Here is a 23,790-nt window from a genome sequence, read left to right as displayed (position 1 = left end):
GAGCCAGGTAAAATTACCGTGCTGCACAGCAGCTCAGGGACAACACCGTAAACAGGCCCGGTATTTCCGGGCTGTGAACCCGATCGCAGGAAATATCTGGCAAATAGCGGAAGCTCTCCGGGTGAAACAAAAGTTCACAGCGCTGCCCCTCTTTCTGTCTTCTGTTCCACTTTAGCCACGCAGAAACGGCTGCTCAGCCCCGTTACTCTGCTGAATTTGATCTCCATCGCAAAATGAAATGTTTCTTCTGTAATTGTATTTTATGGAAAAAATATTTGTTTATAATCGCCGCATGTTTCACTTATGCGCGGGGCAGCCAGACACTCTGCTCCGGGTCGCAAGGCTCCTCTGCGGAGGCCGGCAAGTAAAGGAAAAGAGATATGGGCACGATCAGACTGACGACGGCACAGGCGCTGGTGAAGTTTCTCGATAATCAGTATCTGAATGTCGATGGCGCAGAGAACAAGTTTGTGAAAGGTGTGTTCGCCATTTTCGGCCACGGTAACGTACTCGGTATGGGCCAGGCGCTGGAGCAGGATAGCGGCGATCTGATTGTGTATCAGGGGCGTAACGAGCAGGGTATGGCGCATGCCGCGACCGGGTTTGCTAAACAGTCGCTGCGCCGTCAAATCATCGCCTGTACCTCGTCGGTAGGCCCGGGCGCAGCCAACATGATTACGGCTGCGGCTACTGCCACGGCTAACCGTATTCCGCTGCTGCTGCTGCCCGGAGATGTATTCGCGACCCGCCAGCCCGATCCGGTGCTGCAGCAGATTGAGCAGAGCCATGATTTAAGCATCAGTACCAATGATGCTTTCCGTGCCGTCAGCAAATACTGGGACCGCATCAGCCGGCCGGAGCAGCTGATGTCCGCCTGTATTAACGCCATGCGCGTGCTGACCGATCCCGCCGAAACCGGCGCAGTAACGCTCGCACTGCCGCAGGATGTGCAGGGTGAAGCCTGGGATTTTCCGGACTATTTCTTTCAGAAGCGGGTGCATCGGCTCGATCGCCGGCTGCCTTCTCCTGCGCAGCTGGAAGCAGCGCTGGCACTGATTGCGCGCAAGCACAAGCCAATGATTGTGGTGGGCGGCGGCGTGAAATATTCCGGCGCGGGCGAGGCGCTGCTGAAGTTTGCTGAACGCTTTGCCATTCCGTTTGCGGAAACGCAGGCGGGCAAGGGCACCCTGATTTCCGATCATCCGCTGAACCTGGGGGGCGTGGGAGAAACCGGCTCTCTGGCTGCGAATCTGCTGGCGAAAGAGGCCGATCTGGTCATCGGTATCGGCACCCGCTACACCGACTTTACCACCGCCTCAAAATGGATTTTCCGTCATCCGGAGGTCAGCTTCCTTAACCTCAACGTCAGTAACTTCGACAGCTACAAGCTGGATGGCGTACAGCTGCTGGCCGATGCGCGTGAAGGTCTGACCGCGCTGGCGCAGCAGCTGCAGGGTTTTGAAAGCCACTGGGGCGATCAGATTGAAGAGGCGCAGCGTCAGCTGCAGCAGGAGACGCAGCGCGTTTATGCTGCCACCTGGAACAGCCATGATTTTGTGCCGGAAATTGCCGATCATATCGATCGCGACGCGCTGTTTGCTGAATTTCAGCGCCTCACTCAATCCGTGCTGACGCAGAGCAGCGTACTCGGGACCCTGAACGAGCAGCTGCCTGATGATGCTGTGATAGTTGCCGCAGCGGGCAGCCTGCCGGGCGATCTGCAGCGCGTATGGCGCACCCGCAGTTACAACGATTATCACGTGGAATATGGCTACTCCTGCATGGGCTACGAAGTCAACGCCGCACTGGGCGCCAAGCTGGCTCAGCCGCAGCGTGAGGTCTATGCCATGGTCGGTGATGGCTCTTTTATGATGCTGCACTCAGAGCTGGTGACGTCGATTCAGGAGGGCGCAAAGATCAACGTCATCCTGCTGGATAACATGACCAACGGCTGCATTAACAATCTGCAGATGGAACACGGTATGGACAGCTTTACGACCGAATTCCGCTTCCGCAATCCGGAAGGGGGTCGGCTGGATGGGGGCTTTGTGCCGGTAGACTTTGCGGCCATTGCCGCCGGGTACGGCTGCAAAACCTACCGCGTTACCACGCTTGAGCAGCTGAAGGCGGCGCTGACCGATGCACAGCAGCAAAGCGTGTCCACCCTGATCGATATCAAAGTGCTGCCAAAAACCATGGTGCACAAATATTTCAGCTGGTGGAACGTCGGCGTGGCGCAAACCTCTGAATCTGAACGTACGCAGCAGGTTGCTGACAAGCTGAATCAGCACATTCAGCAGGCACGTAAATATTAACGCTTCTGGCCGGCGCAGACCGGCCGTCTTATCTCTTATCTGACTCTACAGGTGTAATCATGACGCTCAAACTCGGGGTAATCGGGACCGGTGCAATTGGTCAGGAGCATATCCGCCGCTGTAATAACGTATTGCAGGGCGCAAAAGTGGTGGCGGTTTCCGACATCAACGTTGAGGGAGCGCGGGCGGCGCTGCAGCGGCTGAACATCAGCGCAGAGGTTTATCAGGATGGTCATGAGGTCATCGCCTCACCGGAAGTGGACGCCATTCTGGTGACCTCCTGGGATCCGACCCATGAAGAATTTACGCTGGCGGCCATCGCCGCCGGCAAGCCGGTGTTCTGCGAAAAGCCGCTGGCGATGAGTGCGGAAGGCTGCCGCCGTATTGTGGATGCGGAAATTCAGCACGGCAAACGGCTGGTGCAGGTAGGCTTTATGCGCCCCTATGATGCGGGCTATCGCGCCCTGAAAAAAGTCATTACCGCAGGTGAGATTGGCGAACCGCTGATGCTGCACTGCGCGCACCGCAATCAGAGCGTGGGTGAGAATTACACTACCGATATGGCGATCACCAACACGCTGATCCATGAGCTGGACGTGCTGCGCTGGCTGACTGAGGATGACTACAAATCAGTGCAGGTGGTCTTTCCGCGTACCACATCAAAATCGCATGCGCAGCTGAAGGATCCGCAGATTGTTCTGTTTGAAACGCAGAAAGGGATCCGCATCGATGTGGAGATCTTTGTGAACTGCGCCTATGGCTACGATATCCAGTGTGAAGTGGTGGGCGAAGAGGGGATTGCGCGCCTGCCGGAGCCGTCGGCGATACAGACGCGTAAAAACGCATGCCTCGGCACGCCGCTGCTGACCGACTGGAAAGATCGCTTTATCGACGCCTATGACGTTGAGCTGCAGGCGTTTATCAACGACGTCAAAGCCGGTGAGCTTACCGGACCTTCTGCATGGGACGGCTTTGCTGCTTCCGTTGCGGCTGACGCCTGCCTGAAAGCGCAGAACAGTGGCGCGATTGAGCCGGTTGAAATGCCGCCGCGTCCGGCATTCTACAGCAACTAACCTGCTACCTATTTTGCGGCGGCACGGCTGTCCCGCCGCCCTGATTCCGGGATCTGAAGATGAACAAAGAGAATGTAAAGCTGGCGATAGCACCGATCGGCTGGACCAATGACGACATGCCCGATCTGGGCAAAGAGAACACTTTCCAGCAGACAGTCAGTGAAATGGCGCTGGCCGGGTTTACCGGCAGCGAAGTCGGCAGTAAATACCCGCGCGATCCGGCTATTCTGAAACCGATGCTTGATATTCGCGGCATTGAGATCTGCAACGCCTGGTTCAGCACCTTTTTTGCTAATGGCGATAAAGCGAAGACCATCGATGAGTTCGTTAATCATATGAACTTTCTGCACGCCATGGGCGCGCGCGTTATCGGCTGTTCAGAGCAGAGCAAAAGTATTCAGGGCACTACGCTGGCGGTGTTTGAGCAGAAACCGGTGTTCAGCGATGAAGAGTGGCGTCTGACGGCAGAAGGCTATAACGAACTGGCGCAGCTGGCTGCAGAAAAGGGCATGCGCGTGACGCTGCATCACCATATGGGCACCGGGATCCAGACGCCGGAAGAGATTGACCGCTTTATGGCGCTGACCCATGACAATGTAGGCCTGCTCTATGATACCGGCCATATTTACTACTCCGAAGGCTCACAGCAGGCGATGCTGGATGTGCTGACCACGCATCTGCCGCGTATTTTCCACGTGCATCTGAAAGATGTCCGCGACGAAGTGGTGGCTGAAGTACGTGAGAACTCCCTGTCGTTTCTTGATGGCGTGAAGAAAGGCACCTTTACCGTGCCGGGAGATGGCGCGATCGATTTCGCGCCGGTGTTTAAAATTCTCGACGATGCGGGTTATAAAGGCTGGATGGTGGTAGAGGCGGAACAGGATCCGGCTATTGCCAACCCGTTTGAGTATGCGGTAAAAGCGCGCAACTATATCCGGGAACACGCCGGACTCTGACAACGGCTGCTGTGCCTCTGCACCCCTGCGCCGCTGCCGCTCCCCGGAGCCGCCGCGGCGCTCGCTTATTGCCACGCCGTACCGCTGGCATCTGCGCCCCTGACTGAAACGCTTATCCGGCGACATAAAAAAACCCCGCAGCGTGTGCGGGGTCGGGAAAGCGAGGAACGGCGTTTATGATGCGAGCGAAAGCGCCGGCTTCTGGCTGTTGCGGGCCAGCCACTCGCTGATGCGCGCCTGCTGGGCCTTGTTCAGCCACATACCCTGCTTGGTACGACGCCAGATGGCATCATCCAGTTCGCGTACCCACTCGTTTTTCACCAGGTAGCGCAGTTCAGCTTCATAAAACTCATGGCCAAAGTTCTCACCCAGATCGGTCAGGCTGGTGGCACCCTCAAGCAGCATTTCGGTACGGCTGCCGTAGGTGCGGGCATAGTGCCGCGCCATGTTTTCACTGATAAACGGATAGCGGCGACGCAGGCTGGCAGCGTAGTCGTCACGCGTGCCGGAGAAGTCACCACCCGGCAGCACGGCGCTCTTCGTCCAGGCCGGACCGGCGTTCGGATAGTACTTCGCCAGTTTCTCCATTGCGTGCTCAGCCAGCTTGCGATAAGTGGTCAGCTTGCCGCCAAACACCGACAGCAGCGGCGCTTCACCGTTATCGTCACGCACGTCCAGCGTATAATCACGGGTGATCGCCTGCGGTGAATCTGACTCATCATCACACAGCGGGCGTACGCCGGAGTAGCTCCAGACGATATCGTCTGCGGTCAGCTGCTTTTTAAAGTGCGCGTTAAACACCTTCAGCAGATAGCGCGTCTCTTCCTCGTCAATCTTGACGTTTTTCGGATCGCCTTTGTACTCTACGTCAGTGGTACCGATGATAGAAAACTCATCCATCCACGGGATCACAAACACAATACGATTATCTTCGTTCTGCAGAATATACGCCTGCTTCTCGGTGTGCACACGCGGCACCACAATGTGGCTGCCTTTGATCAGGCGAATACCGTAGGGTGATTTCAGCTGCAGGCCGTCGTCAAACAGCTGTTTAACCCACGGACCGGCTGCGTTGACCAGGCCTTTAGCGCGCCAGGTCAGGATTTTGCCGGTATCGACCTCTTCTGCCTCAACCATCCACATGCCGCCTTCACGCCATGCGCGATTAACGCGGGTGCGGGTGCGCACTTCGCCACCTTTGCGCTCAACTTCCTGCGCATTCAGCACCACCATACGGGCATCATCCACCCAGCAGTCGGAATATTCGAAACCGCGCGTAATTTCCGGCTTCAGCGCTGACTCCGCGCCAAAACGCAGGCCTTTACTGCCTGGCAGCGTGGTGCGCTTGCCGAGACGGTCATACATAAACAGGCCCATGCGGATCATCCACGCCGGGCGCAGGTGCGGGCGGTGCGGCAGACGAAAGCGCATCGGGAAAGCGATGTGCGGTGCCATTTTTAACAGCACTTCACGCTCTGCCAGCGCTTCGCCGACCAGGCGAAACTCGTAGTGCTCAAGATAGCGCAGGCCACCGTGAATCAGTTTTGAACTGGCGGAGGAGGTGGCACACGCCAGATCCCGCGCCTCCAGCATCAGCACAGACAGTCCGCGTCCTGCAGCGTCCACTGCAATGCCGGCTCCGTTGATGCCGCCGCCGATCACGATCAGGTCTTTGGTTTCCACGTCATCTCCTCCGATGTTCGGAATAGTTCTAAAATGTTCGTTTTCGAGCGTAATGATAATCGGAAACCAACATTTTCGCCAGTCTTTAACGCAATAAAAACATTCCTGCGTGATGCAGCTAACATTCCGGCAGGAAAAAAAACAGATAACCCTTTTCTTTATCAGGTTATGGCACCTGTTTCTCAGGGTAAACTAGGCGCAAACAGAACAGCGGAATGAGAGATAACGATGGAAACCTTCGAGTGTATTAATGTTCAGCAGGCAAACGCGCAGCTGGCGCAGGGCGCACAGTTAGTCGATATTCGCGACCCGCAAAGTTTCGCCATGGGACATGCTGCTGGCGCGCAGCATCTCTCTAATGACAACCTGGCAGACTTTATTGCACAGGCCCGCCATGACCTGCCGGTACTGGTGATGTGTTATCACGGCAACAGCAGTAAAGGCGCAGCACAATTTCTGCTGGGGCAGGGTTTCAGCGAGGTATACAGCATTGATGGCGGTTTTGATGCCTGGCGTGCAGCGTTTCCTGCGCAGACCGCGACCGGCAGTCTCTGATCCGCCATTTTATCCTGAGGAGAGCACCGCATGATGCGTATTACTCAGTTCAGTCACGCCCGCACCGCGCAGGCGTTTGTGGATTATATGGCGACGCGCGGTGTGACGCTGCGCATAGAGCAGGAAAGTCACTCCGTGATCGTGCTGGATGATGAGAGCCAGCTGCAGATGGTCGAAAACGAACTTGCACAATTCGTTCGCGACCCCAATCACCCGCGCTATCAGGCGGCCAGCTGGCACAGCGGCACTACCCGCAGCGGGCTGCGCTATGAGCGCAGCAATATCTGGGCCGCTATCCGGGAGCGTGCCGGACCACTGACGCTTTCGGTTATGACGCTCTGCGTCGCCGTGTTTATTCTGATGCAGATAGCAGGCGATGATGTCGCGCTGGCATGGCTGGGGTGGCCGGCTGACGCCTCGCAATATTTTCAGGTGTGGCGCTGGTTCAGCCATGCGCTGCTGCACTTTTCGCTGCTTCATATCCTGTTTAACCTGATGTGGTGGTGGTATCTGGGCGGGGCGGTAGAGAAACGACTCGGCAGCGGTAAGCTGTTTGTTATTACGCTGATTTCTGCGCTGCTCAGCGGCTGGATGCAGGCCAAATTCAGTGGCGTGCTCTTTGGTGGTCTCTCAGGTGTGGTGTATGCGCTGATGGGCTATTGCTGGCTGCGCGGCGAGCGCGATCCCGAAAGCGGTATTTATCTGGAGCGCGGACTGATTGGTTTCGCTATTGTATGGCTGGTGATTGGCTGGTATGGCGCGTTTGGTCTGGCAATTGCCAACGCCGCGCACGTGACCGGCCTGCTGGTCGGGCTGGCCATGGCTTTTATGGATACCCGCCGCGCCGTCCGTCATCAGAGATAAAAAGAACACGGCTGCAAGCCGAGGAGAGAGATGTGAAGCAGACGCAACGTCATGACGCCATTATCGATCTGGTCCGGCGTCAGGGGTATGTCAGTACGGAAGAGCTGGTTGAGCATTTTGCGGTCAGTCCGCAAACCATCCGCCGCGATTTAAACGATCTGGCCGATCAGAACAAAATTCAGCGCCATCACGGCGGCGCGGCACTCCCCTCCAGTTCGGAAAACACCGCCTGGCAGGATCGCAAAATGATGTGGTCAGCAGAAAAAGCCCGCATTGCCGCGCGCGTGGCCAGCCAGATCCCCGATGGCGCAACGCTGTTTATTGATATTGGCACCACCCCGGAAGCGGTAGCCCATGCGCTGCTGAACCATAACGATCTGCGCATTGTCACTAATAATCTGAACGTTGCCATTCTGCTGATGGGCAAGCCCGATTTCCGGGTGATCATTGCCGGCGGAGAAGTGCGCACGCGTGATGGCGGGATCATGGGCGAAGCCACGCTCGACTTTATTTCTCAGTTCCGCCTCGACTACGGCATTCTCGGTATCAGCGGCATCGATATGGACGGCTCGCTGCTGGAGTTTGACTATCATGAAGTGCGCACCAAACGGGCCATCATCGACAATTCGCGCTGCGTAATGCTGGTTGTGGATCACTCAAAGTTCGGGCGTAACGCCATGGTCAATCTGGGCAACATGGGACTGATTGATTATATGTATACGGACCAGAAGCCTCCTGCCAGCGTGCTTAAAGTGATCGAGCAGCACGAGGTCCATCTCGAACTCTGCTGATCCTGTGCCGGGCTGTGTGCCCGGCCAGCTATTTTTATCCTCTCCGTCCTGATCCGGTCGCTTTTTTCACCAGGCGCGACTTTACTTATCCTTTTGAGCAGTAGCCGCTAGCCCGGACGCGAAAGGAGCGTTGATGTCTCTCAGTAAACTGGATAAGGCCGCAGAAGCGGCGGGAATTGCTTTGCGTTTTGTGAATGCCAGAGGGGAACAGGAAACCATCAGCGATGAGACTAAAGAGGCGCTGCTGAGGGTGATGGAAGCGCCTGCCGGCAAAACGCCGCCGGTGCCGCCGGTGCAGGTCTTTGTGGCGCGCGCACGACGTGAACTCACGGTGAATGGCAAAGGAGAATTTACCTGGCATCTGACCACCGAGCAGGGTAAAAGCCACAGCGGCACGGTACAGGGCGGTGAGCGGCTGACGCTGCCGCCGCGTCTGGCGCAGGGCTACCATCAGCTCAGCCTGCGTAAGGGACGTCAGCAGTGGCAGTCGCGCCTGATTATCGCGCCGCGTCGCTGCTATCTGCCTGAGCCGCTGGCACAGGGAGAAAAGCGCTGGGGGGCGCTGGTGCAGCTCTATACGCTGCGCTCAGAGCAGAACTGGGGTATCGGCGACTTTGGCGATTTAAAGCGCATGCTGGAACAGGTGGCGGCGCACGGTGGCGATTTTATCGGCCTTAACCCGCTGCATGCGCTCTATCCGGCGCAGCCTGAACTTGCCAGCCCCTATAGCCCGGCATCGCGCCGCTGGCTGAATATTCTCTATATTGACGTCAGCCAGGTGGCAGGGTTTCAGCAGAGCGCAGCGGCGCAGCGCTGGTGGAAAAGTGCCAAAACCCGTAAGGCGCTGGAGAATGCGCGTGCGGCAGAGGCGGTTGACTATACGGCGGTAGCGGCACTCAAGCTGGAGGCGCTGCGTCTCGCCTGGCAGCAGTATCAGCCGCAGGCGGCGGATGACACGGCGTTCCAGGCATTTCTGACGGCGGGCGGCGAGCCTTTACGTTACCAGGCGGCGTTTGACGGCATTCTGGCTGAGCGCAGCGGGCAGGATCGGCAGGCGTGGGGCTGGGAAACGTGGCCGGAGGGCTGGCGCAATGCCGCACAGCCTGAAGTACAGACGTGGTGCGCGCAGCATGAAGAAGAAATTGGCTTCTGGAGCTGGCTGCAGTGGCTGGCGCATCAGCAGTTCAGCGACTGCTGGCTGCGCAGTCAGGAGCTGGGTATGGCGGTGGGTCTCTACCGCGATCTGGCGGTGGGTGTGGCTGAACATAGTGCAGAAACCTGGCAGGATCCGCAGCTGTATAAACTTGGCGCCTCGGTCGGTGCGCCGCCCGATCCGCTGGGACCGCTGGGACAGAACTGGGGGCTGCCGCCGCTCGATCCGCACGTGCTGCGCGCACGTGGTTATCAGCCGTTTATCGACCTGCTGCGCGCAAATATGCGCGACTGTGGCGCGCTGCGCATCGACCATGTGATGTCCCTGCTGCGGCTGTGGTGGATCCCGCACGGGGAAAACGCGGATAAAGGTGCCTATGTCTCCTATCCGGTAGACGATCTGCTGGCGATTCTGGCGCTGGAGAGTCAGCGGCTGCGCTGCATGGTGATTGGTGAAGATCTCGGCACCGTGCCGCAGGAAATTGTCAGACTGCTACGTGACAGCGGCGTTTTTTCCTGGAAAGTACTGTTCTTTGAGCAGGAAAAAGAGGGGCGCTATCGCCTGCCCGACAGCTATCCGCAGCAATCTATCGCCAGTGCCAGCACCCACGATCTGCCTACGCTGAGCGGCTTCTGGCAGGCAGACGATCTGGCGCTGGGTGAGAAGCTGGGGATGTATAAAGGCAGCACGCTGCAGTCGCTGCAGGCGCAGCGCGTTAAGCAGAAGCAGGCGCTGCTGGATGCGCTGCATCAGGCTGGCGCAATGCCGGCGCGCAGTGTAAAGCAGGCAGAAAAGCAGGCGCTGACGCCGGCGTTTAATCAGGCTATCCATCGTTTTCTGGCGCTCACCGGCAGCGCGCTGCTGGGCCTGCAGCCGGAAGACTGGATGGGCATGACGACCCCGGTTAACGTACCGGGCACGACAGATGAGTATCCTAACTGGCGACGCAAATGGAGCTTTACGCTGGAAGAGGCGTTTGCGGATAACAACGTGAAGAAGCTGCTGAAAACGGTAAGCGAGGCGCGCAAAGCGTAGCGAAAATGCGGCAGCACAGCGTGCTGCCGCATGAAACCATCAATAGTAGGAGTGTTCGCCGCGCTGATGTTCAGTGAGATCGCGGACACCTTTCAGTTCCGGGAAGGCCGCCAGCAGCTCTTTCTCAATGCCATCTTTGAGCGTGACATCAATCATCGAGCAACCGTTACAGCCGCCGCCAAACTGCAGAACGGCGATGCCATCATCAGTGATCTCCATCAGCGAAACACGGCCGCCGTGGCTGGCCAGCTGCGGATTGATTTGTGCCTGCAGCAGATACTCTACCCGCTCTGCCATCGGTGCATCGTCAGAGACTTTACGCATTTTCGCGTTTGGCGCTTTCAGGGTCAGCTGGGAGCCGAGATTATCCGTAACGAAGTCAATCTCTGCATCTTCAAGATAGGGCGCGCTCAGCTCGTCCACATAGGCGGAGAGTTTATCGAACTTCAGTTCGGTATCCGTGGCTTCTACCGCGTCAGGCGGGCAGTAGGAGACGCCGCACTCGGCGGTTGGCGTACCCGGGTTGATAACGAATACGCGGATCTGGGTGCCATCTTCCTGTTTTGACAGCAGTTTTGCGAAATGCTCTTGCGCAGTATCAGTAATACGGATCATGGCGATTGCTCAATAGTTGACTAAATTACCTGGTTATAATACGCCCAACACCGACGCTCTACAAGGTACGGCACAGGCAGCCAATATGGATGCTGGCAGCGCCCTGAGCCTGCAGCAGGCGGCTGATTTCCGCTACGGTGCTGCCGGTGGTGACCACATCATCAATCAGCAGGATATGGCGATTCTGCACCGGCATTTCAAGGCGGAATGCGCTACGCAGATTATGACGGCGCGCGCGGGCATCAAGCTGATGCTGGACGCTGCTCTGCCGTATCCGGCTGACACCTTCACGATATTCACAGCGCAGCCAGCGTGCCAGCGGCTGCGCGAGCAGCGCAGACTGATTAAAGCCACGCTGCCAGGCGCGCTGGTGATGCAGCGGCACGCTCAGCACCAAATCGAACGCGGGATCGGGTTCACTCCGGCGCTTTGTTAACAATTTTAACAAAAGCAGCCGCGCCAGCATCACCCTGAGTGCTATCGCGCGGGAAAATTTCAGCTGCTGTACCCAGTGACTCAGGGGCGGAATGTAATCGCTGACGCAGGTTAAGCTGTGCCACGGCGGCGGCTGATTCAGGCAGCGTCCGCAGCGCTGCGGTGTGGTGGCAGGCAGGCCGCAGCAGGGGCAGAGCGCGGGCAGAGCGGGCAGCTGATGCAGACAAAGACTGCACAGACCGTGATGGGCAATCTGCAGCGGAAGATGGCATAGCCAGCAGCGGGCCGGGGTTGATAGCATAGCGACCTCTTTTTCTCTTTTCGGGAGTGTAACCGATGAGTTCGCTTTACTGGCACACCACGGGCACGGGCGATCGCGATCTTGTGCTGCTGCACGGCTGGGGACTGAACGCCGAAGTGTGGCAACACATTGTTCCGCGACTCAGCCCTCATTTTCGCCTGCATCTGGTGGATCTGCCCGGGTTTGGCCGCAGCGCCGCGGCTGGTCCGCTGACGCTGATGCAGATGGCGCAACACCTGCTGCCGCAGCTGCCTGATCGCGCCACGCTGCTGGGCTGGTCACTGGGCGGGCTGGTGGCCAGCCAGCTGGCGCTGCTGCAGCCCGCGCGTGTGGCTGCGTTAATCAGCGTGGCCTCCTCACCCTGCTTCACCGCACAGGCGAGCTGGCCGGGTATTAAACCCGACACGCTGACCGGCTTTCAGCAGCAGCTCAGTGACGATTTCCGGCGTACCGTTGAGCGCTTTCTGGCATTGCAGACCATGGGGACAGAAAACGCCCGTCAGGATGCGCGTCAGCTGAAAGAGGTGGTGCTGTCGCAGCCGATGCCGTCAGTGGCGGCGCTGCAGGGCGGTCTGGAGATTTTGCGGCAGAGTGATTTACGTCAGGCGCTGGACCACCTTAGCGTGCCGTTTCTGCGCCTGTATGGTGCACTGGATGGGCTGGTCCCGCGCCGTATTGCCGGTGAGCTGGATACGCGCTGGCCCGGCTCCCCGTCGGTGATAATGGAGAAGGCGGCGCACGCACCGTTTATTTCACACCCTGAGGCGTTCTGCGGGCACGTAACGCAGTTTATCCGCGCAGCCACATAAACTGCCATGCGGCCAGCGTCACCGGCGCGCCGCCGTCCACTTTTTGGCCGCTGACCAGATCCTGATAATGGCGCGCCTGGGGCAGCGTGGTGGTCATTTCACGGCTGCTCAGGTTGAACAGACACAGCAGCCCCTCCTCATCTGGCGCATGGCGGCGAAACAGCAGGAGTGCATTGTCGCTCTCCAGCAGCGTCATGGCATTATCAGGATGAAACGCGGGCTGACGGGTGCGCAGCTGGATCAGCGCACTCAGCCGTTCAAACACCTGCTGACGCAGCCAGTCGCCACCGCTGATCCACTGCTCCATTTCGCGCAGGCTATATTTTTCGCGATTGATGGCGCGGTTGTGGCCGGCAGCGCGCACCCCTTCGTTATCGTTACGCGAGCCGAGGATGCTCTGAATATAAATGGCGGGCACGCCCGGAAACGCCAGCAGAATGGCGTGCGCCAGCAGGAAACGGCGCAGGCGCGTCTCATCATCGTCGGTCTGGTGGTTAAGCGCATCGAGATAGGTAACGTTGATTTCATAAGGGCTGGTGGTGCCGTCAGGATTATTTTTATACGACACCAGCGCCCCCTCCAGCGCCAGTTCACGCACCAGCGCAACAATTTCAGGCTCTGACAGAATGCCGCGCGCCGGATTCAGGCCAATACCGTCGTGCGAGGCGAGAAAGTTAAAAAAGGTGGTGCTGCCGCTGCCAGGCGTCAGCGAGGCGGCCCACTGACGCAGCGCGCGCGCTGAACCGGCATGGATCGCCTGCAGCACCAGCGGCGGCAGAGAAAACTGATACACCATCTGCGCCTCGTCGTCACCGCGGCCAAAGTAGCTGATGTTATCCTGATGCGGCACATTGGTTTCTGTGATGATCACCGTACCCGGTGCGACGACATCGGCAACGGCCCGGAACAGCTTCACCAGCAAATGGGTTTTGTGCAGGTGAATGCAGCGCGTGCCTGGTGTTTTCCACATATAGCCAACCGCATCCAGCCGCACATAGTCCGCACCTTTTTTCAGGTAGTCGAGCAGTACCCCGATCATGCGGATCAGCACATCCGGGCTGGCGAAGTTAAGGTCGATTTGGTCGGCGCTGAAGGTGGTCCAGATATAGCGCGTGGTACCATCGGCCAGGGTAAAAGGCGTGAGCAGCGGCGAAGTACGCGGGCGGGTTACGGCGCTGAGATCGGTGGCTGGCGGCATGCTGATAAAAAAATCATCCCAGCCCGGATCCTGCGCCAGATAGTGGCGAAACCAGGCGCTGTGCGCCGAGATATGATTACAGACAAAATCGAACATCAGCCGCGTCTGGCTGTGCAGCGCCGCAATCTGCTGCCAGTCACCGCAAATCGGATTGACGTTATGGTAGTCGATAACCGAAAAGCCATCATCGGACGAATAGGGGAAAAAGGGCAGCAGGTGCACCAGGTTAAAGACCGATTGCAGGTGCTGCTGATAAAAGCGCGTAAAACTGGCGAGGGTGGGCTGTTCCGGCTCACGAAACTGATCGGCGTAAGTGATGAGCACCACATCTTTCTCATCCCAGTGCGCTTTGCGCGGCAGCTTTACGCTGTCACGCGCGGCGCGAATATGTGACAGCAGGCGCTCGCGCGCCATGGCGGGCAGGCGTCCTTCATAGATCTCATCGAGCAGGGCGTTGATTTTATCCATCAGATTGTCAGGCCACGCGGAAGGTCAGTGGATCACACAGATTTTTTCAGCGTAGCCTGACAGGACGATTTCGCAACCCGTTACCTGCAGCCCCGGGCCGGCTGCAGGCAAATCTGGGGGCTGAAATCAGCGCTTTTTACCAAAAGCCGCAGCCAGCGCATCGCCCATTGCGCTGTTGCCCGCCGCCGCAGGCTTACCGCGTGCTTTGGCCGGATTCGCTGCGCGCGCCGGTTCTCTGGCAGCCGGACGGCTACCGCTGCGCGCGTTGCTCTCACCCGGCTGCTCATCCAGACGCATCGTGAGCGCGATACGTTTACGCTGCAGATCCACTTCCATGACTTTGACCTTCACGATATCACCCGCTTTCACCACCTGATGCGGATCTTCCACGAAGCGATCGGAGAGGGAAGAGATATGCACCAGTCCGTCCTGATGCACGCCGATATCCACGAAAGCACCGAAATTCGTCACGTTGGTGACGGCACCTTCCAGAATCATGCCGGGCAGCAGATCGTTCATGGTTTCCACGCCTTCGGCAAACTGCGCGGTTTTGAATTCAGGACGCGGATCGCGGCCTGGCTTTTCCAGCTCTTTGATGATGTCGGTTACGGTTGGCAGACCAAAGCGTTCATCGGTAAAGTCGCGCGCGTTAAGATCGCGCAGGCTGCCGGGATTCCCCATTAGCGCATCCAGCGCCTGCTCAGTGGCAGACAGAATGCGCTCCACCAGCGGATACGCTTCCGGATGCACCGTAGAGGCATCCAGCGGATTATCACCGTGATTGATCCGCAGAAAGCCGGCGCACTGTTCAAACGCTTTTGGCCCGAGACGGCTCACTTTCAGCAGCTGCTGACGATTCTGAAAACGCCCGTTTTCATCGCGCCAGCTGACAATATTCTGCGCCATCATGCGCGTCAGGCCCGCCACGCGCGTGAGCAGCGCGACCGAGGCGGTATTGAGATCGACGCCGACGGCGTTGACGCAATCTTCAACCACCGCATCCAGTTTTTTCGCCAGCTGGCTCTGACTGACATCATGCTGATACTGGCCGACACCAATTGATTTAGGGTCGATTTTCACCAGCTCGGCCAGCGGATCCTGCAGGCGGCGGGCAATAGAGACTGCACCGCGCAGCGAGACGTCGAGGTCGGGGAATTCCAGAGCCGCCAGCTCGGAGGCGGAGTAAACAGAGGCGCCCGCTTCACTGACAATCACTTTTTGCGCGCTGACCTGCGGGAACTGTTTCTGCACATCGAGGAAAAAGCGCTCGGTTTCACGCGAGGCGGTTCCGTTACCAATCGCCACCAGCTCAACCTGATGTTTTATGCAGAGTGCTGCAACGGCAGCAGCAGCTTTCGCCGCCTGACCGGTATGCGGATAGACCGTATCGGTGGCCACCAGCTTGCCGGTCGCATCGACTACGGCAACTTTCACGCCCGTGCGCAGGCCGGGATCGAGACCCATTGTCGCGCGCATCCCGGCCGGAGCGGCCATCAGCAGATCGTGCAGATTGCGGGCAAAGACGTTGATCGCTTCATCTTCAGCGCGTTCGCGGATAGTTCCCATCAGTTCAGTTTCGAGATGCAGCAGCACCTTGATGCGCCATGTCCAGCTAACCACCGCTTTGCGCCAGCTGTCAGCCGGCGCATTGTTCAGCCGCAGACCCAGGTGATCGGCAATCAGCGTTTCGCCATAGCTTTCACGTGGTGCCTCTTCACTCTGCGGATCGGCATTCAGCGACAGCTGCAGTACACCTTCGTTGCGGCCGCGAAACATCGCCAGAGCGCGGTGCGAAGGCACGCTGCTCAGCGCCTCGTGATGATCGAAGTAATCGCGGAATTTAGCGCCCGCATCTTCTTTGCCTTCAATGACGCGTGCCGTCAGGTGGGCATTTTTCCACAAATAGTCGCGCACTTTAGCCAGCAGCGCAGCGTCCTCGGCAAACCGCTCCATCAGGATATAGCGTGCACCATCAAGCGCTGCGCGCGTATCCGCCACGCCTTTATCCGCATCCACAAAGCCTGCCGCAACCGCTTCCGGCTGCTGCGAGGGATCGTTCCACAATGACTCAGCCAGCGGTTCCAGGCCCGCTTCAATGGCGATCTGCCCGCGCGTACGGCGCTTCTGCTTATAGGGCAGATAGAGATCTTCCAGCTCGGTTTTACTCAGCGTGCTGTTGATAGCCTGCGCCAGTTCCGGCGAGAGTTTGCCCTGATCGTCAATCGACTTCAGAATTGACTGGCGGCGATCGTCCAGCTCGCGCAGATAGCTCAGGCGGCTCTCCAGCGCGCGTAGCTGGGTATCATCCAGCCCGCCGGTGACTTCCTTACGGTAACGTGCAATAAAGGGGACGGTATTCCCTTCATCCAGCAGGCGTACGGCGGCATCGACCTGTTCGGCGCGTGCCTGCAACTCACCTGCGATAATCTGGCTCAGCGAATCTTTCATCATCAGTAACGATCTTGCTTATCCGGGGTTAAAAACAGGGGACAGTTATACGGACTGAGGGCGTAAATTGCCAGCCGGCAGGGCGGCAATCCATCTTTTTCTGAATGGCGCCCGCATCTTGCTGCCTGCGGCAGCGTCGCTTATTGTACGCAGCTGGCGACCTGCAAAACTGACATGAATGAGCCGATGTAATGAAAACTCAACTGATAACCCGCGAAGGCTATAACAAGCTGCGTGCCGAGCACGATCATCTGTGGAATGAGAAGCGTCCGGAGGTCACCCGTATCGTCTCCTGGGCCGCCAGCCTCGGCGATCGGTCAGAAAATGCGGACTACACCTATAACAAGCGCCTGCTGCGGCAGATCGACCGGCGGGTACGCTACCTGCGCAAATGCCTCGCTGAACTGAAAATTGTTGATTACGCCCCACAGCAGGAGGGCAAGGTCTTTTTCGGCGCGTGGGTTGAAGTGGAGAATGAGCAGGGTGAGAAAAAGCGTTTTCGCATCGTCGGACCGGATGAGATCTATGGCGACAATGTGAAAGCGTACATCTCTATTGATTCTCCCATGGCGCGGGCGCTGATCAAAAAAGAGGTCGATGATGAAGTCACCGTTAATACGCCTGAAGGACAAAAGACCTGGTTTGTGAATCAGATTAACTATCACAACCCGGCATGAGTGAACTGCGCTGCACGTGACGACAGTCACAGGCAGCGCAGGCCGCTTTATGACGCTTACTTGCCCGGCACCGTTGCGGTCGTGGTTGAGGTGCTGCTGCCATTACCATCACCACCGCCCATGGTCGCCAGCGCCACACCCAGCAATGCTGCTACCGCGCCCACGCCAATTGCATCCGAGTTGCCTTTTGCCGTCGTTGACGCCTGCGTACCCGCGGCTTCACCGACTGACGTTGCCGCCTGAACCTGGGTAAGGCTGGAGAGAACCAGCGCGCTCAGCAGAACAACTTTTTTCATTTTTCTTCTCCACATGACACCGATAGGGTCGATACAGCAGAAGTGTCGGAGATCATCGGGCCGGACGAAAGTAGTGTTTACTCGCTGATTTAACTGTCTTTATTTACAAGTGGTCTTGGATCGTACCGCTGCTGGCACTCTTCCGAGAGCGTTATCAGGAGCTAACCGGAATCTGCGCAGTTTTGTGCTGCTGGGGGGTGCTATCCCGCTGAATTGGGGGGAAAGTACAGGGCAGGCCGTCACACAGCCAGAAAAGTGTGACTGAACCACGCGCAGTGAGAAAAAGTGCCGTTTTTTCAGACAAGCGCTAAAGAGGGTAAAATCAGCGCCCAAAAGCGGGAGCAGAGCCGCATTTCAGGCAAGAAATTAAATATAAGCTCCTGTTTAATATGCTTTGTAACAATTTCGCTTAGAATATAAACCATAAATGTCTGTCACAGACAGGTCCCTTATCCTCACAATATTGCTTCAGGCAATGGCGCCTTTGGGAGTTGAACATGCAAGAGAACTACAAAATTCTGGTCGTTGATGACGATATGCGTCTGCGCGCGCTGCTGGAACGCTATCTCACCGAACAGGGCTTTCAGGTGCGCAGTGTCGCGAATGCTGAACAGATGGATCGCCTGCTGACGCGTGAATCTTTTCATCTGATGGTGCTGGATTTAATGCTGCCGGGTGAAGATGGCCTCTCTATTTGTCGCCGTCTGCGCAGCCAGAGCAACCCGATGCCGATTATCATGGTAACGGCTAAGGGTGAAGAGGTTGACCGCATTGTCGGACTGGAAATCGGCGCCGATGACTATATTCCCAAGCCGTTTAACCCGCGTGAACTGCTGGCGCGTATCCGCGCGGTACTGCGCCGTCAGGCCAACGAGCTGCCGGGTGCGCCGTCACAGGAAGAGGCGGTAATCGCGTTTGGTAAATTCAAACTGAACCTCGGCACACGTGAAATGTTCCGTGAAGATGAGCCTATGCCGCTGACCAGCGGAGAATTTGCCGTGCTGAAAGCGCTGGTGAGTCATCCGCGCGAGCCGCTTTCGCGTGACAAGCTGATGAACCTGGCCCGCGGGCGTGAATACAGCGCCATGGAACGTTCAATCGACGTGCAGATTTCGCGCCTGCGCCGCATGGTGGAAGAAGATCCCGCGCATCCGCGCTATATCCAGACCGTCTGGGGTCTGGGCTACGTCTTTGTGCCGGACGGCAGTAAAGCATGAGGCGACTGCGCTTCTCGCCCCGCAGCTCCTTTGCCCGCACCCTGCTGCTGATCGTTACCCTGCTGTTTGTCAGCCTGGTAACGACGTATCTGGTGGTGCTGAACTTCGCTATTCTTCCCAGCCTGCAGCAGTTTAATAAGGTACTAGCCTACGAAGTGCGTATGCTGATGACCGATCGGCTGCAGCTGGAAGATGGGACACAGCTGGAAGTGCCACCCGCCTTCCGGCGCGAAATTTACCGCGAGCTGGGGATTTCGCTCTATACCAACGCGGCGGCAGAGGAGAGCGGGCTGCGCTGGGCGCAGCACTATGAGTTTCTTAGTGAGCAGATGGCGCAGCAGCTTGGCGGCCCGACCGATGTGCGCGTCGAGGTCAACAAAAACTCGCCGGTCGTCTGGCTGAAAACCTGGCTTTCGCCCGATATCTGGGTACGGGTGCCGCTGACGGAAATTCATCAGGGCGACTTCTCACCGCTGTTCCGCTACACGCTGGCGATTATGCTGCTGGCGATTGGCGGAGCCTGGCTGTTTATCCGGATGCAAAACCGGCCGCTGGTGGATCTGGAGCACGCGGCGCTGCAGGTGGGCAAAGGCATTATTCCGCCACCGCTGCGTGAATATGGTGCCTCTGAGGTCCGTTCGGTGACACGCGCCTTTAATCAGATGGCGGCAGGGGTCAAGCAGCTGGCTGACGATCGCACATTGCTGATGGCGGGTGTCAGCCACGATCTGCGCACGCCGCTGACGCGCATCCGTCTTGCGACCGAAATGATGGGTGAGCAGGATGGCTATCTGGCTGAGTCGATTAATAAAGATATCGAAGAGTGCAACGCCATCATTGAGCAGTTTATCGATTATCTGCGCACCGGGCAGGAGATGCAGACCGAGCGGGCCGATCTCAACAGCGTGCTGGGAGAAGTGGTTGCGGCTGAAAGCGGTTATGAACGCGAGATTGAAAATGCGGTCATGACCGATGAGCTCATACTGGATATCAATCCGCTCTCTATTAAACGCGCGGTGGCGAATCTGGTGGTCAACGCTGCGCGTTATGGTAACGGCTGGATCAAAGTCAGCAGCGGTCAGGAGCTTAACCGCGCCTGGTTCCAGGTGGATGATGATGGTCCCGGCATTAAACCCGATCAGCTGCAGCATCTGTTCCAGCCATTTGTGCGCGGCGACAGCGCCCGCAGCACCAGCGGCACCGGGCTGGGACTGGCGATTGTGCAGCGCATAATCGATGCGCATGAAGGGTCGCTGGAGATCGGGGCCAGCGAGCGCGGCGGATTGCGTATCCGCGCCTGGCTGCCGATGCCGGAAAACAGCACCGCGCTGGCCAGCGTCGCGCACAGCGCCTGAACAGATAAAAAAGGGCGGCAATAATGCCGCCCGCTGCCACTGCTCAGCCGTGCTTACAGCTGCGGACCCGCCTGTACCAGCGCTTTACCCGCGTCGTTGTCAGTATACTTCTCAAAGTTGGTGATAAAACGCTGTGCCAGATCCTGCGCGGCCTGCTGCCACTCCGCTTCGCTCTGCCAGCTGCGGCGCGGATCCAGCGTGGCGGCGTCCACCCCGGTCAGCTGCGTCGGGATCTGCAGATTGAACACCGGCAGGGTCTCGGTCGCAGCGTTATCCAGCTCGCCTGCCAGAATCGCATTGATGATCGCCCGCGTATCTTTCAGTGAGTTACGCTTGCCGCTGCCGTTCCAGCCGGTGTTAACCAGATAAGCCTGTGCGCCTGCCGCTTCCATGCGCTTAACCAGCACTTCAGCATATTGCGTCGGATGCAGGGTCAGAAATGCGGCGCCAAAGCAGGCAGAGAAGGTGGGCGTCGGCTGCGTAACGCCGCGTTCCGTGCCGGCCAGCTTGGCTGTGAAGCCGGAAAGGAAATGATACTGCGTCTGCTCTGGCGTGAGCCGTGACACCGGCGGCAGCACGCCAAACGCGTCAGCCGTAAGGAAAATCACCTTTTTCGCGTGACCCGCCCTGGACACCGGCTGCACGATGTTTTCGATGTGATTGATCGGATAGGAGACGCGGGTGTTTTCGGTTTTGCTGCCATCGGCGTAATCCACGCTGCCGTCGGCACGCACTACCACGTTTTCCAGCAGCGCATCGCGACGGATGGCGCGATAGATTTCCGGCTCTGCCTGTTCAGACAGGTTGATGGTTTTTGCATAGCAGCCGCCTTCGAAATTAAAGACGCCGTCGTCATCCCAGCCGTGCTCATCATCGCCAATCAGCTGCCGTTCAGGATCGGTGGAGAGCGTGGTCTTACCGGTGCCGGAGAGGCCAAAGAACACGGCCACGTCGCCCGCTTTACCCACGTTTGCGGAGCAGTGCATTGAGGCGATGCCTTTCAGCGGCAGCAGGTAGTTCATGATGGCAAACAGGCCTTTCTTCATTTCGCCGCCGTACCAGGTGCCGCCGATCAGCTGCATGCGCTCAGTGAGGTTAAATGCAACGAAGTTTTCTGAGTTCAGCCCCTGCGCCTGCCAGTCCGGATTGGTGCACTGCGCCGCGTTCATCACCACAAAATCAGGCGTGAAGCTGGCCAGCTCTTCATCGGTCGGACGGATAAACATGTTTTTGACAAAGTGCGCCTGCCAGGCGACTTCCATCACAAAGCGTACGCTCAGGCGGGAGTCAGGATTGGCACCGCAAAATGCATCAATCACAAACAGGCGTTTGCCTGAAAGCTGCTGCGTACAGCGATCCTTCAGCGCCTGCCAGGTCTCCTGGGAAAGCGGCTGATTATCGTTTTTACCGTTGCCGGTACCGTTCCACCACAGCGTGTCACGCGTCGTGTCATCGCGGACAATATATTTATCTTTCGGTGAGCGGCCAGTGAAAATGCCGGTATCCACGGCGATAGCGCCGCTCTGCGTCAGGGTGCCTCGCGCATAACCCTCCAGCTCCGGGCGGGTTTCTTCCTGAAACAGCGTGTCATAGTCAGGGTTATACACCACTTCGGTAGTGCCGCTGATGCCCAGGTCGGCGAGGTCTTGCGATGTCAGGCCGTTAACGCGCATGTGACTGCTCCTTAAATCGGTACTTCATTGCATTTTTAGGGGGTGTCTGCCGCGTGGCGCACTCGGTTGCGCAGAACAGATCGCGCGCAGTGTACACATCTGAGCAGAAGCGGAAAGTGAAGATAGTTAAAAATGCGAACTGGAACGTGACAAGCGGAGAAATCGGCTACTTATAAAAGTAAAGTTAGCGAAAATTAGTTAATTTCCGTGAAAAAACATAGAGGTATAGTTTTATGCAAAACGGGCGGCGTGGCCGCCCGCGGCGGGATTAATGCAGCTGGTCGCTGTCGCTGACAGATTCGTTACGGATGGCGGCAATATCCACTGCATCATAGACATAGTGCGTGCCGCAATAGTCACAATGCATATCGATTTTGCCATCTTCCGCCAGGATCTCATCCACTTCGCTTTCTGGCAGCGTTTTAAGCACTTCACCGCAGCGCTGGCGTGAGCAGGTGCACTTGAAGATAACGGGCAGCGGATCGTAAACAGTGGCTTCTTCCTGATGGTAGAGGCGCCACAGCACATCGTTTGCCGGCAGCGTAATCAGCTCTTCCGCTTTAACCGTTTCAGTCAGCATGGCCAGATGATTGAAATCATCCTGACTGGTATCCTGCGCAGGCAGAACCTGCAGTAAAATACCGGCCGCGCCCTGCTCATTGGTGCGGATAAACAGGCGGGTAGGCAGCTGCTCAGAACGCATGAAATAGTCTTCCAGGCAGCCTGCCAGCGTATCCGCCTCCAGTCCTACCACACCCTGATAGCGCTCGCCTTTTTCTGGCGTAATGGTAATCACCAGATAGCCGTTACCCACCATTTCTTTCAGCGTACTGCCGGAGGCAATCTTTGCATCCTCTTTCACACGCGCCACGCCACGCAGCTCCTGGCGGTTATTACCGTTGATCACTGCCAGCGTCAGCGGGCCGTCGCCCTGCAGCTGTACCGTAATGTCCCCGTCAAATTTCAGCGTGGCGGTCAGCAGACTGGTTGCGACCAGCAGCTCGCCCAGCAGCGTTTTTACCGGCTCTGCGTAGTCATGGTTACGCACAATTTCATGCCAGGTGTGGGAGACATTGACCAGCTCGCCGCGTACGGCAACGTTTTCAAACAGGTAACGGTGTAATTGATCTTGAACAGACATAAGTTTTCTCTCACAGGGGTGCGAACTATTCATCACCCGACAGTTTAAATTTCATCAAATCACGGCGCTCTTTTTTATCAGGCCGGCGATCCGGATGTGGCATGGTCAGCGCATTCATCTTGCGCGCCAGCGCCGTTTTTTCCCGCTTTTCCACGCTGGCGTCGGTTTCGCTATACATCAGCTGCGCTTCGCTGGCGGGACGGCGCTGATCGCTGATGGCGTTGATAATAACCGTCCGCTCGTCGTTTCCCTGTCGCAGCGTTAATTCTGCGCCGGACTCAACCAGCTTGCTGGGTTTACTGCGCTGGCCGTTATAGTGAACTTTGCCGCCTTCGATCATTTCACGTGCCAGCGCGCGGGTTTTATAGAAGCGCGCGGCCCACAGCCATTTATCAAGGCGTACGCCGTCGCTGATTTTTTCTTTCATTGTGGCTCCTGCTTTAACGCAGCGTTTCATCTTTACCGGTAAACGGGTCCGGCAGCGCGGCGCTGAAAAAGGGTAGCGGCCGACTGGCGTCGAAGCGGCTGACGCCTGAGTCTCTGCGCCGGACGTTAGCCGGAACGGGTTCACTGTCATTAACGTGTCGCGCAGTATGCGACAGGCTATGCGGCGACACGCCGCAGAGACAAATCGGCAGATATCCGGAAATATGGGCAGAAAGTGAGAAATCAAGGTGCGACGCGATGCCGCACTCTATCAGTTTAGCGTAAATGCCGGCTCCGTCAGCCACT

22 protein-coding genes are annotated in these 23,790 nt (G+C 57.6%); 12 read left to right on the top strand and 10 right to left on the bottom strand.

What is annotated here, in order from left to right; genetic code table 11:
• Positions 1-380 precede the first annotated feature (380 nt).
• Genes iolD through iolE form a run of 3 tightly spaced genes read left to right on the top strand, consistent with a single transcriptional unit; the run spans position 381 to position 4,344 of the window.
• Complete coding sequence (gene iolD / locus SB719_RS13850; RefSeq protein ID WP_304234113.1) at positions 381-2,315, top strand: 3D-(3,5/4)-trihydroxycyclohexane-1,2-dione acylhydrolase (decyclizing); 1,935 nt, start codon at positions 381-383, stop codon at positions 2,313-2,315.
• A 59-nt stretch (positions 2,316-2,374) separates the two neighbouring features.
• The gene (locus tag SB719_RS13845; protein WP_065648546.1) at positions 2,375-3,388 is read left to right on the top strand and encodes a Gfo/Idh/MocA family protein; all 1,014 of its coding nucleotides are present in this window, start codon (positions 2,375-2,377) and stop codon (positions 3,386-3,388) included.
• 59 nt (positions 3,389-3,447) lie between these two features.
• Positions 3,448-4,344, top strand: a complete 897-nt coding sequence (iolE, locus tag SB719_RS13840; RefSeq protein ID WP_292974371.1) for a myo-inosose-2 dehydratase — start codon at positions 3,448-3,450, stop codon at positions 4,342-4,344.
• 174 nt (positions 4,345-4,518) lie between these two features.
• Here the strand turns inward: iolE and glpD are convergent, their stop codons facing one another.
• The gene (gene glpD / locus SB719_RS13835; RefSeq protein WP_065648548.1) at positions 4,519-6,027 is read right to left on the bottom strand and encodes a glycerol-3-phosphate dehydrogenase; all 1,509 of its coding nucleotides are present in this window, start codon (positions 6,025-6,027) and stop codon (positions 4,519-4,521) included.
• Positions 6,028-6,060: 33 nt separating this feature from the next.
• Here glpD and SB719_RS13830 point away from each other — a divergent pair, with 33 nt between their 5' ends.
• From SB719_RS13830 to malQ, 5 genes are all read left to right on the top strand, one after another.
• Complete coding sequence (locus SB719_RS13830; protein ID WP_412159306.1) at positions 6,061-6,246, top strand: hypothetical protein; 186 nt, start codon at positions 6,061-6,063, stop codon at positions 6,244-6,246.
• Between the two features lie 9 nt (positions 6,247-6,255).
• On the top strand, positions 6,256-6,582 hold the full coding sequence (gene glpE / locus SB719_RS13825) for a thiosulfate sulfurtransferase GlpE (protein WP_065648549.1): 327 nt from the start codon (positions 6,256-6,258) through the stop codon (positions 6,580-6,582).
• A gap of 33 nt (positions 6,583-6,615) precedes the next feature.
• The gene (gene glpG, locus SB719_RS13820; protein ID WP_412159318.1) at positions 6,616-7,446 is read left to right on the top strand and encodes a rhomboid family intramembrane serine protease GlpG; all 831 of its coding nucleotides are present in this window, start codon (positions 6,616-6,618) and stop codon (positions 7,444-7,446) included.
• A 32-nt stretch (positions 7,447-7,478) separates the two neighbouring features.
• Positions 7,479-8,237 (top strand): DeoR/GlpR family transcriptional regulator, encoded by a 759-nt coding sequence (locus SB719_RS13815; RefSeq protein ID WP_065648550.1) that lies wholly within the window; start codon positions 7,479-7,481, stop codon positions 8,235-8,237.
• Positions 8,238-8,370: 133 nt separating this feature from the next.
• Positions 8,371-10,425, top strand: coding sequence for a 4-alpha-glucanotransferase (gene malQ / locus SB719_RS13810; RefSeq protein WP_314687611.1), 2,055 nt, complete (start codon positions 8,371-8,373; stop codon positions 10,423-10,425).
• Positions 10,426-10,464: 39 nt separating this feature from the next.
• Here the strand turns inward: malQ and nfuA are convergent, their stop codons facing one another.
• Together nfuA and gntX are read right to left on the bottom strand one after the other, a co-directional pair.
• Positions 10,465-11,040, bottom strand: coding sequence for a Fe-S biogenesis protein NfuA (nfuA, locus tag SB719_RS13805; RefSeq protein WP_039380973.1), 576 nt, complete (start codon positions 11,038-11,040; stop codon positions 10,465-10,467).
• Positions 11,041-11,098: 58 nt separating this feature from the next.
• Positions 11,099-11,776: a DNA utilization protein GntX gene (gntX, locus tag SB719_RS13800; RefSeq protein ID WP_292974379.1), complete on the bottom strand. Its 678-nt coding sequence runs from the start codon at positions 11,774-11,776 to the stop codon at positions 11,099-11,101.
• Positions 11,777-11,811: 35 nt separating this feature from the next.
• Here gntX and bioH point away from each other — a divergent pair, with 35 nt between their 5' ends.
• Complete coding sequence (bioH, locus tag SB719_RS13795) at positions 11,812-12,585, top strand: pimeloyl-ACP methyl ester esterase BioH (RefSeq protein WP_065648553.1); 774 nt, start codon at positions 11,812-11,814, stop codon at positions 12,583-12,585.
• Here the strand turns inward: bioH and SB719_RS13790 are convergent.
• Complete coding sequence (locus SB719_RS13790) at positions 12,566-14,251, bottom strand: alpha-amylase family glycosyl hydrolase (protein WP_314687608.1); 1,686 nt, start codon at positions 14,249-14,251, stop codon at positions 12,566-12,568. The two genes, bioH and SB719_RS13790, sit on opposite strands and share 20 nt — an antisense overlap.
• Positions 14,252-14,377: 126 nt before the next feature.
• Positions 14,378-16,699: a Tex family protein gene (locus tag SB719_RS13785; RefSeq protein WP_412159317.1), complete on the bottom strand. Its 2,322-nt coding sequence runs from the start codon at positions 16,697-16,699 to the stop codon at positions 14,378-14,380.
• 191 nt (positions 16,700-16,890) lie between these two features.
• Here SB719_RS13785 and greB point away from each other — a divergent pair, with 191 nt between their 5' ends.
• Complete coding sequence (greB, locus tag SB719_RS13780; protein WP_065648556.1) at positions 16,891-17,376, top strand: transcription elongation factor GreB; 486 nt, start codon at positions 16,891-16,893, stop codon at positions 17,374-17,376.
• Positions 17,377-17,432: 56 nt separating this feature from the next.
• Here greB and yjbE read toward each other — a convergent pair whose 3' ends face one another.
• Positions 17,433-17,672: an exopolysaccharide production protein YjbE gene (yjbE, locus tag SB719_RS13775; RefSeq protein ID WP_304234141.1), complete on the bottom strand. Its 240-nt coding sequence runs from the start codon at positions 17,670-17,672 to the stop codon at positions 17,433-17,435.
• Positions 17,673-18,169: 497 nt separating this feature from the next.
• On the opposite strand from yjbE, the gene ompR reads away from it, so the two are divergent.
• Positions 18,170-18,889 (top strand): two-component system response regulator OmpR, encoded by a 720-nt coding sequence (ompR, locus tag SB719_RS13770; protein WP_001157751.1) that lies wholly within the window; start codon positions 18,170-18,172, stop codon positions 18,887-18,889.
• Entirely contained in the window at positions 18,886-20,244 is a 1,359-nt protein-coding gene (gene envZ / locus SB719_RS13765) for a two-component system sensor histidine kinase EnvZ (protein WP_065648558.1), read from the top strand. The genes ompR and envZ overlap by 4 nt, the downstream gene beginning before the upstream one ends.
• Positions 20,245-20,297: 53 nt before the next feature.
• On the opposite strand, the gene pckA is transcribed toward envZ, so the two are convergent.
• The 4 genes from pckA to SB719_RS13745 form a co-directional block, all read right to left on the bottom strand.
• Positions 20,298-21,917 carry a phosphoenolpyruvate carboxykinase (ATP) gene (gene pckA, locus SB719_RS13760; protein WP_314687601.1) on the bottom strand — a complete coding sequence of 540 codons (1,620 nt, stop codon included), beginning with the start codon at positions 21,915-21,917 and terminating at the stop codon, positions 20,298-20,300.
• 268 nt (positions 21,918-22,185) lie between these two features.
• Positions 22,186-23,058 carry an Hsp33 family molecular chaperone HslO gene (gene hslO, locus SB719_RS13755; protein WP_412159305.1) on the bottom strand — a complete coding sequence of 291 codons (873 nt, stop codon included), beginning with the start codon at positions 23,056-23,058 and terminating at the stop codon, positions 22,186-22,188.
• A 25-nt stretch (positions 23,059-23,083) separates the two neighbouring features.
• Complete coding sequence (hslR, locus tag SB719_RS13750; protein WP_065648561.1) at positions 23,084-23,485, bottom strand: ribosome-associated heat shock protein Hsp15; 402 nt, start codon at positions 23,483-23,485, stop codon at positions 23,084-23,086.
• 13 nt (positions 23,486-23,498) lie between these two features.
• A complete protein-coding gene (locus SB719_RS13745; RefSeq protein WP_292974406.1) occupies positions 23,499-23,789 on the bottom strand; it encodes a hypothetical protein in 291 nt (96 codons plus the stop codon).
• Between the last annotated feature and the right edge of the window lies 1 nt (position 23,790).

The sequence above is a fragment of the Pantoea sp. SIMBA_079 genome (genome assembly GCF_046940275.1).
GTDB classification, from domain to species: Bacteria; Pseudomonadota; Gammaproteobacteria; order Enterobacterales; family Enterobacteriaceae; genus Pantoea; species Pantoea borealis.
This window is presented reverse-complemented; position numbering and strand designations above follow the sequence as displayed.

Bases quoted from the DNA above. Each gene is read 5' to 3' on its own strand.
- iolD (WP_304234113.1), top strand. From the start codon at position 381: ATGGGCACGATCAGACTGACGACGGCACAGGCGCTGGTGAAGTTTCTC.
- SB719_RS13845 (WP_065648546.1), top strand. From the start codon at position 2,375: ATGACGCTCAAACTCGGGGTAATCGGGACCGGTGCAATTGGTCAGGAG.
- iolE (WP_292974371.1), top strand. From the start codon at position 3,448: ATGAACAAAGAGAATGTAAAGCTGGCGATAGCACCGATCGGCTGGACC.
- SB719_RS13830 (WP_412159306.1), top strand. From the start codon at position 6,061: ATGTTCGTTTTCGAGCGTAATGATAATCGGAAACCAACATTTTCGCCA.
- glpE (WP_065648549.1), top strand. From the start codon at position 6,256: ATGGAAACCTTCGAGTGTATTAATGTTCAGCAGGCAAACGCGCAGCTG.
- glpG (WP_412159318.1), top strand. From the start codon at position 6,616: ATGCGTATTACTCAGTTCAGTCACGCCCGCACCGCGCAGGCGTTTGTG.
- malQ (WP_314687611.1), top strand. From the start codon at position 8,371: ATGTCTCTCAGTAAACTGGATAAGGCCGCAGAAGCGGCGGGAATTGCT.
- nfuA (WP_039380973.1), bottom strand. From the start codon at position 11,040: ATGATCCGTATTACTGATACTGCGCAAGAGCATTTCGCAAAACTGCTG.
- gntX (WP_292974379.1), bottom strand. From the start codon at position 11,776: ATGCTATCAACCCCGGCCCGCTGCTGGCTATGCCATCTTCCGCTGCAG.
- bioH (WP_065648553.1), top strand. From the start codon at position 11,812: ATGAGTTCGCTTTACTGGCACACCACGGGCACGGGCGATCGCGATCTT.
- SB719_RS13790 (WP_314687608.1), bottom strand. From the start codon at position 14,251: ATGGATAAAATCAACGCCCTGCTCGATGAGATCTATGAAGGACGCCTG.
- SB719_RS13785 (WP_412159317.1), bottom strand. From the start codon at position 16,699: ATGAAAGATTCGCTGAGCCAGATTATCGCAGGTGAGTTGCAGGCACGC.
- greB (WP_065648556.1), top strand. From the start codon at position 16,891: ATGAAAACTCAACTGATAACCCGCGAAGGCTATAACAAGCTGCGTGCC.
- yjbE (WP_304234141.1), bottom strand. From the start codon at position 17,672: ATGAAAAAAGTTGTTCTGCTGAGCGCGCTGGTTCTCTCCAGCCTTACC.
- ompR (WP_001157751.1), top strand. From the start codon at position 18,170: ATGCAAGAGAACTACAAAATTCTGGTCGTTGATGACGATATGCGTCTG.
- envZ (WP_065648558.1), top strand. From the start codon at position 18,886: ATGAGGCGACTGCGCTTCTCGCCCCGCAGCTCCTTTGCCCGCACCCTG.
- pckA (WP_314687601.1), bottom strand. From the start codon at position 21,917: ATGCGCGTTAACGGCCTGACATCGCAAGACCTCGCCGACCTGGGCATC.
- hslO (WP_412159305.1), bottom strand. From the start codon at position 23,058: ATGTCTGTTCAAGATCAATTACACCGTTACCTGTTTGAAAACGTTGCC.
- hslR (WP_065648561.1), bottom strand. From the start codon at position 23,485: ATGAAAGAAAAAATCAGCGACGGCGTACGCCTTGATAAATGGCTGTGG.